Here is an 11,536-nt window from a genome sequence, read left to right as displayed (position 1 = left end):
TGGGTCATCGTGGGATCTCTTCTTTGCTTCTTGGCGGAAACAACTGGTCATCCCACGGTGGCCCTCAATCGTCAACGACGACGAGGAACCGCAGGAAGTGACACCACGCTATGGGACGCACCCTGATGTCGCGCGCAGCCGGCGTTGCGGCGGCGAATGCAGCGCCCCGACTGTCGCCGCCGCGGGGGTCCGCGCGAGCCACGAGCATTCGATGGGCCATGCGCCGACGCGGGAGTCATGCTGCGCCGCTTGCGCTTCGACTCGCCAGCGACCTGTTGTGCCGAGAGGCCTGCACGTGTCGGCGACGACGACAGGGAGCGTTCGTGGAACAATCATTTCATCTTGGCGACTAAGGGGGCTGAATGGGCGATCGACCAGACGACCTGAGACCACTTAGTGAGGTAGTGCGGGAGTCGCTCGACACCTCGAGTTCCGTCGACCGGAAGGTCGGGCGCGCACTGTTGGCCAACTATCCCATCGCGGGCCTGGAGACTGTCGCCGAACTTGCCGAGCGTGCGGGCGTGAGTCCTTCGTCGGTCGTGCGTTTCGTCGGCCGGCTGGGATTCAGCGGGTATCCCGCATTCCAGAAGCGGTTGATGCGCGAGGTCCACGAGCGGCTGGGTTCGCCGCTCGAGCAATATGGACGCGCAGACCTCGGCTCCGGGGATGGTGACCTGGCGCGTGTGGCCCGGCTCTTCTCGGCGACCGTCGAGAGCTCGATCAACGAGTTGCCTCGGAGCGAGTTCGATCGGAGCGTCGCTTTGCTCTCGGACGCGCGACGGCCGGTGCGGTTGACCGGCGGGCGATTCAGTTGGATTCTCGCCGAGTATCTCGGCGCGCACCTGAACCTCCTCCGCCCCGACGTCGAGGTCCTCGGGCCCGATGAGTTCGCCCGACTTGCTGCGATGTCCGACGCAGGCCGCGGTGACGTGTTCGTGGTCTTCGACTATCGGCGGTACGATCCGGCGCTCGTTCGGTTCGCGCAGCGAGTCGCGGGGCGTGGCGCCGACCTGGTGCTGTTCACCGATCGCTGGCTCTCACCCGCGGCGGGTGTCGCCGCCACTGTCCTCCCGGCGAACGTCGAGGCTCCGTCGCCGTTCGATTCGCTGGCACCGGCGATGGCGGTGGTCGAGACGGTTATCGCCGGAGTGACCGACCGTCGCGGCGAGGCGGGTCGGTTACGCGTGGAGGCGATGGAGGGGATGCGCGCCGATTGGCCAAACGGGTAGATGAACGAGGCCGGGGCGTTTCAATCGATTCGCTGCCAACCCCGGAATGCCGCGATCTGATCGTCGGACACCGCTCCTTGCGCGGCGTCGTCGATCGCTCGGGTCAGTATCCGCACCGCTCGATCCACTGACTCGGCGGTGATCATAAGTGGAGGGGTGATCTCGAGCACGTTCCCGCGCACCGGGTACAGGACGACCCCCAGCTCCCATGCCCGGTAGACGGCTTTCGCAGTCAGTTCGCTATCCGGCGTGGCCGATGTGCGGTCGGTGACCAGTTCGATCCCGATGGCGAGGCCCTGACCGCGCACGTCACCGACCCGATCCGCACCGGAGCGCCCGCTTTCCTGGTACGCCGTGAGTTCGGCGAGGAACTGTGCCCCACGCAGACCCGCGTTCCGGGTTGCATGACCGTCACGCACGAGCGCCAAGACCGTCCGGCCGGCCGCGCACGAGACGGGGTTCCCGATTGTGGTCATCAGAGCGGACGCCACGGGCGCGTCGAGGACCTCGGCCGGCCCCACGGTGGCGGAGAGCGGGAGACCTCCGCCAAGCGCCTTTCCGAGGGTCACGACGTCGGGGAGGATCCCGTGGGCATCGAACGCGTGAGTGCGACCCGTCCGGCCCAGCCCGACCTTCACCTCGTCGACGACGAGGTAAGTGCCGTGCGTGTCGCAGAGGGCACGGAGCCCCGCGAGGAACCCGGCGGGAGGAACGATGACGCCGCCGTCGGATTGCACCGGTTCGACGATCACGGCCGCCGTCGTGCCTCGCTCGAGCTGTCGTCGAGCACGTGCAAGGACGTCCTCGACGACGGTTCCTGCGTCCCCGGTATGGGGCCGGTACGGGTCGGGGTACGGGAAGAACACTACCTCGGGGTCGGCGGGCACGCCTGCGGTCACATGCACTCCTGACACCGCCCGCGCTGCGCCGAACCCGCCGTGGTAGCCGTTCTGGAACGCGATGATTCCCGGCCGGCCGGTCGCGTGGCGGCATCCGCGGAGGGCGACCTCGTTGGCGTCGGTCCCAGCGTGACCGAGGTAGACGCGGCGCTCGGGGTTCGGCCGGCGGCTGGGGACGAGTTCGAGCAGCTCCTCGGCGAGGGCAACGGCGTCCGGGTGGGTGCCGGACAGAATAGAGGCGCCGGGTGCCTCGGCCACGGCGCGGGTGATCGCCCCTGCGATGTCGGAGTTACCGTGCCCGAACGCGGCCGCGGTCCAGCTCGCGCTCAGGTCGAGCAATTCGCGCCCGCCGGGCTCGACGAGGATCTCGCCTCGGCCAGCGCAGGCGGCGAGCGGGAAGAACCGGAGTTTCTCGACCCCCGCGATCACCGCATGGTCGCGATCGGTGAGCTGTTCGCGCGTGCCGGAAGCGCCCGGTTCAGGCACCGACATGGTCGCGCGCGGTGAGGTCGGACCGGTGGTGCTCGACGCTGAGCACGCGTTCGGTTGCGGCGAGGTACCCTGCGAGCAGGGCACGGGCCACCGCCCCCACCGCTGAATCGTCAGGAAGGAATCGCGGGTCGTGGAGGCTCGGCTGAGGGGAGCGGTCCAGCGTCTCCACGCCGACAAACATCATGAGCGACGGCACCGCGGCGCAGTAATAGGAGAAGTCGTCGGCACCGAGCGAACGCATAGGTTCGGCGCCATCGACACCGAGCCGGGCGAGCCAGTCGTCCACCCCAGTCGCAAGCGCGGCGTCGTTGATCAGTGCGGGCTCGCCCTCGATCCGCGTGACGTCCGCATCGGTGCCGTAGGCCGCAGCCACCCGTTCCGCCATGTCGCGGATGGCGTCGAACAGCGGTTGCCGGTCGGTGGGGTCGGTCGTCCGCATGGTGGCGTAGATCCGGGCTTCGGCGGGGAGTACGTTGGCGGCCCCCTCGCCCGCCGTGAGCGTGCCGATGCTGATGATCGCAGGCCTGAGCGGGCTGACGGTGCGGCGGATGACCTCGGGGATGGCGACCGCGATCTGCGCGATCGCCGCGATCGTGTCCGCTGCTTCGTGCGGGTAGGCGGCGTGTCCGCCTCGGCCGTGCACCTGGATCTCTATCTCGTCCGCGGCGGAGTTGATGAAGCCGGCGCCTGACGCGACGGCAGCGTTGCGGACGCCCGGATGTACGTGCGCCCCGATGACGTGTGCCACATCGAAGCGTTCCAAGACGCCGGCGTTGACGATTTCGAGCGCACCCGACGGGTAGCTCTCCTCCCGTGGCTGGAGCAGCGCGACCAGGCCGAGGGGCAGGTCGAGTCCGGCGGCGGCGCGCGCGAGCGCGACCAGGGCCGCCTGGTGGACGTCATGCCCGCACGCGTGCATCGCGCCGTTCGTCGCAGCGAATGGTGCGCCGCTCAGTTCGGTGACGGGCAATGCGTCGAGTTCGGTACGGACGGCGATTGCCGGGCCTTCGCTGGGACCGATACGGCTGACGCCGCCTGCGTCCACAATCGGCTCGAAGCGCATGACGCCACGCAACGCTTTGGCGATCCGCTCCCTCGTCGGGTGTTCCGCGCCCGACACGCAGGGTGCGCCGTGCAGTACGTGGCGCAATTGGATCGCGGCCGGGATCTCTCGGTCGAGGGCAGTGTTCCAACTCCCCGCGAGTTCGGTGAGACGCGTGAGAGTCGGGGTCATGCCGTCGCCTGCGCAGTCCGGCCGGGCTTGCCCTCAGCAGCGGCACGGCCCGAGTGGGTGGGCGCGAACGCGGAGTGGTGGAGGCGATACGCGCGACGCGCGTTGCGCCACGCGATCAGCTCCGTGATGCGGGCACGCTCAGCCGCCGGCCAGTCGTCTCGCTTGGCGAACGTGTCCAGGGCGCGCTCGAGTCCGCGTCGGAACAGCAGGGCGCCCAGGTAATACAACTCAGCCGCCCCGAATGCATCAGACGAGAAGAGGATCTTATGGAAGGGGGCCAACTCGAGCGTTTCGGCGATCACCTCGTCGGAGCGAGACCCGGTGTAATTGATCGCGAGTCCCACGTCGAAGTAGACGTGCGGAAACACCTGAGCGAGGTATCCGGCCTCTCGGTGGAACGGGTAGCAGTGAAGGAGGAGGATGCGTGCGCCCGAGTCGTGGCTCATTCGCAGGAAATCCGTGAGGAGCAACGGGTTGCACCGGTGGAGATCTACGTCTGTGTCGCCGTAGCCGATATGGAACTGGATCGCGCTTTCCCGATCGACCGCGGCCCACAGCAGGTGCCGGATGATCGTCGCGTCGTCGAGCCGCCCCGCCGCGCCGTCCGCGATTCGCTCCAGCCATGCGGTCACGGCGGCGTCGACTTCCGCGTCTGTGGGCCGGTCCGGCGCGAAGTCGAGACCGATGCGGTAGGCGGCGATCGACTTGACTCCGATCGCCGTCTGCAGGCGCTCGTCGAGCAGGCGATCGTACGCCTCGCGGAATTCGCCCGCGTCGCACCCGTCGAGCACGAGTTCCTCGGCCAGCCGCTCGAGGCGGACGATCTCGAACGCCTGGCCTCCGGATGCTGCGGCCATCTGGTCGGGGGCGAGGACCTCATCGTTGCGGTGACCGACCTCGATGAAGTAGTCGGTGATGCCCGTCGCGCGAAGGAGCCGCTCGCTCGCCTCGGCACCGCCCAGCGCGCGGCGGCGCTCAAGGTACTCCTCGGGTGTCGCGAATGGCGCGAGTCCGAGAACGGGGGCGCAATGCCGACGGATGGCGAAGCCGACCTGCGAGTCGAAATGGGTGGTCCCCTCGGGCGCGGCCCAGTCCGATTCCGTGATGAGCGCCTCGAACGCCTCGCGGTCGAGGTTCTTCGTACTGACCCCGTGGCAGTGGTGGTCCAGAAGCGGGGGGATGGCGGCGGTCGGCGTACTTGCGCCACCCTGCGGCGTGGGACTAGTAGACACGTGCGTACACTTCGCATTGCTCGGCGAGCGGGCGTGCCTGCACCGAGGCGAACTCGTCGCGCTTGACGGCGTCGAATGTGGCGAGGAATGACGGCGAGAACCATCCGGAGACGAGCTCGTCCGCCTTGAGGGTGTCTAGCGCCGCCTCGAGATCGCGCGGCAGCTTTGTCAGGCCGGCGTGACGATTGTCGAGGTCGAGCTCTCCTACGATGATGTCGGGGGTCTCCAGTTCCTCGCGTAGGCCCTGCATGCCTGCACGGAGGATCATGCCAAGCAGGATCCACGGATTAGCTCCAATGTCGCCGCCTCGGAACTCGAAGTGGAGCTGACTGCTCGGGTCGCGCCCGTCGATCTCGTTTGTCGGACAGATCCGCAAGAGCGCTTCCCTGTTCTGCAGGCCCAGGAAGGCGCGAGACGTCGACCAGTTGTGCGGCGCGAGGCGGAGGTAGCTTGTGGCGAGCGGTGCGAAGAGCGCCGCCATGGCCGGACCGTGCCGAACGATTCCCGCGGCGAAGCTACCGGCGACCCTTGAGAGCCGGGCCGGGCGCGCCGGGTCGAAGACGAGGGTGTTGCCATCCGCGTCATCCAGGCCGAAGTGCACGTGAACGCCGTTGCCCGTCTCGCCGGGCGCGACGACGGGAGCGAACGTGGCTTCACGCCCGTGCGCATCGAACAAGTCATACACGATGTCCCGCACGAGGATCGCACGGTCGGCGGCCGACAGCGGGTCAGTCGGAGCGACGGTGATCTCGTACTGATGACGTCCATATTCGGGCAACCAAGTCTCCGGGTCGAGACCGGCCCGGTGCAGCACGGTCATGAGCTGCGAGCCGATCGGCTCAGCGCGACGGAACGCCTGCAACGAGAACGGATGGTGGTCGCCCGTGGCACTGACGTCCACGAATTCGTGCTCGAACGAGGATCGCGTGGTGATGCCGAATTCGGTGTGGAGCTCCTCTACGGCGTTCCGCAGAAACGTCCGCGGGCAATTCTCCCAGGGCGAGCCATCCGTGTTGACTAGGTCGGCGAACACGATGTTCAGTGGAGGTCGGCCGGGGATCCCGTCGACGCGAGCGAGTGAGCCGAGGTCGGGCTTGAGTCGCAGATCGCCGGTCGATCCATATGGGATGTCGCTGACGATGTGGCCGAGCGAGCCGATGCCGAGGTTGGCAGGCACCCACCCAAGGGAGCTGCTTTCGTCGAAGTCGGCAAGGCGCATCGAGCGCCCTTCCGTGCGAGCGGCGATGCCAGTCGTCGCCACGAAAATCAGTTCGTCGAGATCAGCGTCTTGCAGTTGCTTGGACATGCGTTCGGCTCCGATACTGACGGGCTGGTCCCCTTCGCGGGTGCGTTTGTGATTCGGGCGGGCCGTGAGGATCTGGTCGGTGAGGGTCATGCGGTTCTTAATCCAGGTCTTCGATGGTCAGGCGCGAGCCGATGCGGTCGGCGAGGGCGGGCTTGGCCAGGACGGTTAGCAGGCCGAGGAGACACCAGACGCCGGCGATCCACGGGAAGTAGGTGTAGGGGGGCTGCTGGCCGGCGATCTGGATGAAGTACACGTATCCGAGGAACGCCAGTCCGAGCACGGGGATGATCGCTTCCCACTTCGGGATGATGGAGTCGCGCCTGAAGGTGTGCCGGATGACGCCGATCGAGGTCATGCCGTAAGCGACGACCATGCACAGTACCGCGATGGTCGCGAACCAGTAGTACACGTCGACGCTGGTCGCCCCGAACAACCCGAATCCGACAGCGAGCACGACCGTGAACAAGACGACGAACACCGTACTGCGCACGGGAACGCCCGTCTTGGCACTGGTGCTGGCGAACGACCTTGGACCGAAACCGTCTCGCGCCAGGGCGAACAGGAGTCGAGCGGCGGCAGCTGTCGAGCTGAGGAGGGAAGCGAAGGCCACGAGAAAGGCGAAGATGGAGATCAGCACGGCGAACCACTGGCCGATGTACGTCGACGCCAGCGTCGTGAGGGTCGATGCAGCGCCCGCGAAAGCGGCGACGCCCGCCTCATCCGTGCCGAATCCGATGGTCTGCGCAAACATTACGAGGACGTAGATGACTCCCGCCAGGACCACTGCCAGCAGAAGGGCGATCGGCACGACGCGCTTGGGGTTCCGGGTCTCCTCGCCGAGGGACGTGCCCGACTCGAACCCCGCCCAGGACAGGAAGCCGAACACCGCGGCCGTCATGACCGCGCTGATCGGGGCATCCCCGGGAAGCAGCGCGCCGAAGTCGACGCCGGTGGAGACGGGCGCATCGCCGGACGCCACGCGGGCGATGATCACGACTGAGAGCACTATCATCGCGGCGACCCCGACGAATCCGATCCCGAGCAAAGTGCGAGCCGTCACCGTCGACTCGCGGACATTCAGAAGCAAGACGAACACCGCGACTACCAGCGGAACGAGGATCCAGCTCCAGGGCGGCAGTGCGACCCCGAGCTCCGCCATCATCGCTTCGAAGAACACTCCGCACGCGCCCGCGATGCACACGGCGAAGAACAGGTACGTTCCCAACAGGGCGAAGCCGCCGAAGAAGCCCGCGCGAGGCCCAAGTGTGGATCCGGCCAAGGCATACACCGAGCCGGCGTGGGTGATGTAACGAGTCAGCCGGATGAACGCATACGCGACGAGCAACGTCCCGATGAACGACACGATGAAAGTGAATGGCACGGACGAACCGACGAGGCCCGCCACGCCGATGCCGTTGAGGGACATGGCCATGACGGGTCCCATGAACCCGACGGAGATCGCCACGACCTCCCAGAGCCGCAGGATCTTGTGCGGCGACGCTGTCGCATCGCAGTCAGCCTCATTCTGCTTCTTCGTCGTTGAAGACATCCGCTGTGGAACCTTTCGTCGGGGCGTCGGCATTGACGCCCGAGTTGGCCTGACTGAAAACATGCACCGAGAGAAGTATTCACCAGGACTGGCACAAATGTTTCAGAGAGACATCTTTGTTGTCAAGTGACCTGCTGCCGACCAATCCCGGCCGAACCCGGCCAGAGCGCCGGTCGGCGGACGGATCCGACGATTCTCGATGGCCCCCAAGGCAGCCCCGCCTTCGTCGGGCGAAGTCTCAACCGCGCCTGACCGCGGGGTCACTCGCGGCGGTCGCCGCCGCCCCCCGTGGCCCTCTCGAAGAGCCCCGAGATGAACCGACTGTGCCTGCTGACCCACCTCGATGAGCAGCACCGGATCGGCGAGTTGCTCGTAGGGGACTTCTTCCTACACGATCCCACTGCCCCCGAGCCGCGGAAGGACCTGCTCACCCAGAACTCGGTGGGGCAGAAGCCGTTCGACGCACCCTCGCGCTGTGGCTCGACGGCCTGCCGCTGAACGCGCCGCAGGCCCCACCCTTGCGCCGCACGCCGCGCGGGACGAGTCTGATCCCATGACCGACGTGACGCCGTTCCTGTGGTTCGACAACGATGCCGAGGCGGCGATCGCCTTCTACACGACGCTGATCCCGGAATCTGAGATCGTGTCGATCGGCACCTATCCTGACGAGGTGCCCGGCATGGGCGGCAAGGTCATGCACGCGCACTTCCGGCTGGGCGGCAGGGACTTCCAGGCGATGGATGCCGGGCCCCAGTTCCCGTTCACCGAGGCGATCTCGCTGTACGTCTCGTGCGCCGACCAGTCCGAGGTCGACCGCTACTGGGACGCTCTCACCGCCGACGGCGGGCAGGAGCAGCCCTGCGGATGGCTCAAGGACCGCTGGGGTCTGTCGTGGCAGATCGTGCCCGAACGGCTCATCGAGCTGCTACGCGATCCCGACCCCGAAAGGTCGCATCGCGCGGCGGAGGCGATGTTCACGATGACGAAGATCGACATCGCGGCGCTCGAGCGGGCCGCGGACGGCGGATGAGACGGATCGCCCGGTCGATTCTCGCGGGCGCGACGCTCGCTGTCGCGCTGGTGGCGGCATCCGGGTGCACTTCCCCTTCACCCATGCGGCCTGTGCCTACGACGGCCCCGCCCGCCGCGACCGGGACGCCGACCCCCTCGGCGACGGCCGCCGCGGTCGACGGCTGGTGGCGGATCGCGGGTGCGCCGGAGGCGCTCGCCGTGGACCTCCGCGCCCCGTGGTCGGTAGTGGCGCTCGACGAGGGCGGAGCGCTCATCAGCCAGCGCGACGACGGGCGCGTGCTCGAGCTGACGACGGCCGGCTCGGTGCGCGAGGTCGGCGTCGTGCCCGGGGTCGTCGCCGGCGGGGAGGCGGGTCTGCATGGCCTTGCCGTGCACCGCGACGGCGACGCGACCTGGCTGTACGCGTATCACGGCGCCGAGAGCGACAACCGGGTGGTGCGGATGCCGCTCACCGGCGTGTCCGGCTCGTTCGCGCTCGGGGCGCCTGACGTCGTGATCGACGGCATCGCGCGCTCAGGCAACCACAACGGCGGCCGCATCGCGTTCGGTCCGGACGGCATGCTCTACGTCACCACCGGCGACGCCGGGAATCGTGAGGCGTCGCAGGATGCGGCATCCCTGGGCGGAAAGATCCTGCGGGTCACCCCGGAGGGCGACCCGGCGCCGGGCAACCCGTTCGGCACGGCGGTCTACAGCCTCGGGCACCGCAACGTGCAGGGGATCGCCTGGACGGCGGACGGCACGATGTGGGCGAGCGAGTTCGGACAGAACACGTGGGACGAGCTCAACCGCATCGAACCCGGCGCGAACTACGGCTGGCCGGTGGTGGAAGGCCAGGCGGGCGAGGCCGGCTACGTCGACCCGGTCGCGCAGTGGCCGACCGACCAGGCGAGCCCCTCCGGCATCGCCGCGGTCGGCGACACCGTGTTCATCGCGGGCCTGCGCGGCGAGCGGCTGTGGGCCGTCGACACCCAGGCCGGTGCGGTCGCGGGCGAGCCGACGGCGGCGCTCACGGGGGAGGAGGGGCGATTGCGGGATGCCGCCGCCGCACCCGACGGCACGCTGTGGGTGCTCACCAACAACACCGACGGCCGCGGCTCCCCGCGCACAGGCGACGACGTGCTGCTGAGGCTCACGCTGACCCGGACGGGCTGAACCGGGGTCGAGACGACGCCGGAGCGCCCGGACGGCACTACGGTGAGTCCGTGATCAATCAACCGCGGTGTCCGCACTGCCGGCGATTTCTCTATCTCGATGCTCTCGCATGCCCCAACTGCGGTGGTGAAGTCGCCTTCCACATTCTGACCCGGCAGTTCTTCGGCATCCGCAACGGCCGCACGGTCATCGACGGTGACACCTGGTACACCTGCTCGAACCGCGACTGGGCGTGCAACTGGCTGGTGTGGCAGGAAGCGCCGGCAGGGCGCTGCTTCTCGTGCCGGCTGACCCGCACCGGTCCTGCTGCCGATGACACCATCGCCCTCGAGAAGCTCGCTAAGACGGAGGAGGCCAAGCGCAGGCTCGTGCTGCAGCTCGGCGACCTGGGTGTTCCGATCATCCCGTGGGACATTCAGCCCGGCGGCCTCGGGTTCGACCTGACCTCGAGCCTCTCGTCGGGTGAGCGCGTCATGATCGGCCACGCGAACGGCATCGTCACGATCGACCTCGCTGAGAGCCTCGATGACCGCCGGGAGGCGCTGCGGGTCAAGCTCGGTGAGCCGTACCGCACCATGCTCGGGCATCTGCGGCACGAGGTCGGCCACTACTATCAGGGCACGCTCATCAAAGACGACGCGACGTGGGCGCGCTGCCGTGAGCTCTTCGGCGACGAGCGCTCGAGCTATCAGGACGCCCTCAAGCGCCACTATGCGATGGGTGCGCCGGACGATTGGCGCGAGAGATTCATCTCGGAGTACGCCACGATGCACCCGTGGGAGGACTTCGCCGAGACCTTCGCGCACTACCTGCACGCCACCGGCACCCTGCAGACGGCGTCGGCGATCGGCATCCGGCTCGACAACGACGTGACGCACATGCGCGACACCGACGTCGTGCCGCTGCACTCCTATCAGGACGAGTCCGTGCAGCGACTGCTGGCCGACTGGGAGTGGATGACCGAGGCGTTCAACCGCATCAATCGCTCGATGGGTCTGCGCGATCTCTACCCGTTCCAGATCGTGCCCGCGGTGCGCGAGAAGCTCGGATTCATGCACGAGCTGATCACCAAGGCGCCGCTCACGACACAGCAGCAGGCCGCGCTGGCGCTCCCGATCCCGCGCGACAGGCAGGTGCGATGATCTCCGCACCGCGCGGCCGCCAGACCCACGACGTCACGAACCAGGCGCCGCCGCGCACCGACGTCGACGAGTACCGCGTGAACGGGCCGCTGGTCGAGGCGGTCGCCGCCTTCGGCGCGGGGTGGGCGGATGCCGCGCTCGGCGAGACCGGCACGCTCGTCGGGCCGCTGGGGTTCCAGGTCGACGCCGAACGCGCGAACCCGCACGAGCCCGAGCGGCGCACCCACGACCGGTGGGGTCGCCGCGTCCCGGCCTGCGCCTAGGCT

General features: G+C 68.1%; 11 protein-coding genes. 6 read left to right on the top strand and 5 right to left on the bottom strand.

Going from position 1 to position 11,536, the window contains the following annotated elements:
* Window positions 1-362 precede the first annotated feature (362 nt).
* Window positions 363-1,229 (top strand): MurR/RpiR family transcriptional regulator, encoded by an 867-nt coding sequence (locus AB1K54_RS11315; protein WP_371202850.1) that lies wholly within the window; start codon window positions 363-365, stop codon window positions 1,227-1,229.
* A gap of 20 nt (window positions 1,230-1,249) precedes the next feature.
* Here AB1K54_RS11315 and AB1K54_RS11310 read toward each other — a convergent pair whose 3' ends face one another.
* From AB1K54_RS11310 to AB1K54_RS11290, 5 genes are read right to left on the bottom strand one after another with little or no spacing between them, the layout of a single operon-like run.
* Window positions 1,250-2,614: an aspartate aminotransferase family protein gene (locus tag AB1K54_RS11310; RefSeq protein ID WP_371202849.1), complete on the bottom strand. Its 1,365-nt coding sequence runs from the start codon at window positions 2,612-2,614 to the stop codon at window positions 1,250-1,252.
* A complete protein-coding gene (locus tag AB1K54_RS11305) occupies window positions 2,607-3,854 on the bottom strand; it encodes a M20 family metallopeptidase (RefSeq protein WP_371202848.1) in 1,248 nt (415 codons plus the stop codon). The genes AB1K54_RS11310 and AB1K54_RS11305 overlap by 8 nt, the downstream gene beginning before the upstream one ends.
* Entirely contained in the window at window positions 3,851-5,086 is a 1,236-nt protein-coding gene (locus AB1K54_RS11300) for an amidohydrolase family protein (RefSeq protein ID WP_371202847.1), read from the bottom strand. The genes AB1K54_RS11305 and AB1K54_RS11300 overlap by 4 nt, the downstream gene beginning before the upstream one ends.
* The gene (locus AB1K54_RS11295; protein WP_371202846.1) at window positions 5,076-6,482 is read right to left on the bottom strand and encodes a glutamine synthetase; all 1,407 of its coding nucleotides are present in this window, start codon (window positions 6,480-6,482) and stop codon (window positions 5,076-5,078) included. The genes AB1K54_RS11300 and AB1K54_RS11295 overlap by 11 nt, the downstream gene beginning before the upstream one ends.
* A gap of 7 nt (window positions 6,483-6,489) precedes the next feature.
* On the bottom strand, window positions 6,490-7,941 hold the full coding sequence (locus AB1K54_RS11290) for an APC family permease (protein WP_371202845.1): 1,452 nt from the start codon (window positions 7,939-7,941) through the stop codon (window positions 6,490-6,492).
* A 312-nt stretch (window positions 7,942-8,253) separates the two neighbouring features.
* On the opposite strand from AB1K54_RS11290, the gene AB1K54_RS11285 reads away from it, so the two are divergent.
* Genes AB1K54_RS11285 through AB1K54_RS11265 form a run of 5 tightly spaced genes read left to right on the top strand, consistent with a single transcriptional unit; the run spans window position 8,254 to window position 11,533 of the window.
* The gene (locus tag AB1K54_RS11285) at window positions 8,254-8,439 is read left to right on the top strand and encodes a hypothetical protein (RefSeq protein WP_371202844.1); all 186 of its coding nucleotides are present in this window, start codon (window positions 8,254-8,256) and stop codon (window positions 8,437-8,439) included.
* Between the two features lie 55 nt (window positions 8,440-8,494).
* On the top strand, window positions 8,495-8,971 hold the full coding sequence (locus AB1K54_RS11280) for a VOC family protein (protein ID WP_371202843.1): 477 nt from the start codon (window positions 8,495-8,497) through the stop codon (window positions 8,969-8,971).
* Complete coding sequence (locus AB1K54_RS11275; protein WP_371202842.1) at window positions 8,968-10,128, top strand: sorbosone dehydrogenase family protein; 1,161 nt, start codon at window positions 8,968-8,970, stop codon at window positions 10,126-10,128. Before AB1K54_RS11280 ends, AB1K54_RS11275 begins: the two co-directional genes overlap by 4 nt.
* Window positions 10,129-10,178: 50 nt before the next feature.
* A complete protein-coding gene (locus AB1K54_RS11270; RefSeq protein WP_371202841.1) occupies window positions 10,179-11,270 on the top strand; it encodes a putative zinc-binding metallopeptidase in 1,092 nt (363 codons plus the stop codon).
* Window positions 11,267-11,533: a hypothetical protein gene (locus AB1K54_RS11265; RefSeq protein ID WP_371202840.1), complete on the top strand. Its 267-nt coding sequence runs from the start codon at window positions 11,267-11,269 to the stop codon at window positions 11,531-11,533. The genes AB1K54_RS11270 and AB1K54_RS11265 overlap by 4 nt, the downstream gene beginning before the upstream one ends.
* Window positions 11,534-11,536: the final 3 nt, after the last annotated feature.

Source organism: Microbacterium sp. BWT-B31 (assembly GCF_041379855.1).
In the GTDB taxonomy this organism is placed as follows: Bacteria; Actinomycetota; Actinomycetes; order Actinomycetales; family Microbacteriaceae; genus Microbacterium.
This window is presented reverse-complemented; position numbering and strand designations above follow the sequence as displayed.

Bases quoted from the DNA above. Each gene is read 5' to 3' on its own strand.
- AB1K54_RS11315 (WP_371202850.1), top strand. From the start codon at position 363: ATGGGCGATCGACCAGACGACCTGAGACCACTTAGTGAGGTAGTGCGG.
- AB1K54_RS11305 (WP_371202848.1), bottom strand. From the start codon at position 3,854: ATGACCCCGACTCTCACGCGTCTCACCGAACTCGCGGGGAGTTGGAAC.
- AB1K54_RS11295 (WP_371202846.1), bottom strand. From the start codon at position 6,482: ATGACCCTCACCGACCAGATCCTCACGGCCCGCCCGAATCACAAACGC.
- AB1K54_RS11290 (WP_371202845.1), bottom strand. From the start codon at position 7,941: ATGTCTTCAACGACGAAGAAGCAGAATGAGGCTGACTGCGATGCGACA.
- AB1K54_RS11285 (WP_371202844.1), top strand. From the start codon at position 8,254: ATGAACCGACTGTGCCTGCTGACCCACCTCGATGAGCAGCACCGGATC.
- AB1K54_RS11280 (WP_371202843.1), top strand. From the start codon at position 8,495: ATGACCGACGTGACGCCGTTCCTGTGGTTCGACAACGATGCCGAGGCG.
- AB1K54_RS11275 (WP_371202842.1), top strand. From the start codon at position 8,968: ATGAGACGGATCGCCCGGTCGATTCTCGCGGGCGCGACGCTCGCTGTC.
- AB1K54_RS11265 (WP_371202840.1), top strand. From the start codon at position 11,267: ATGATCTCCGCACCGCGCGGCCGCCAGACCCACGACGTCACGAACCAG.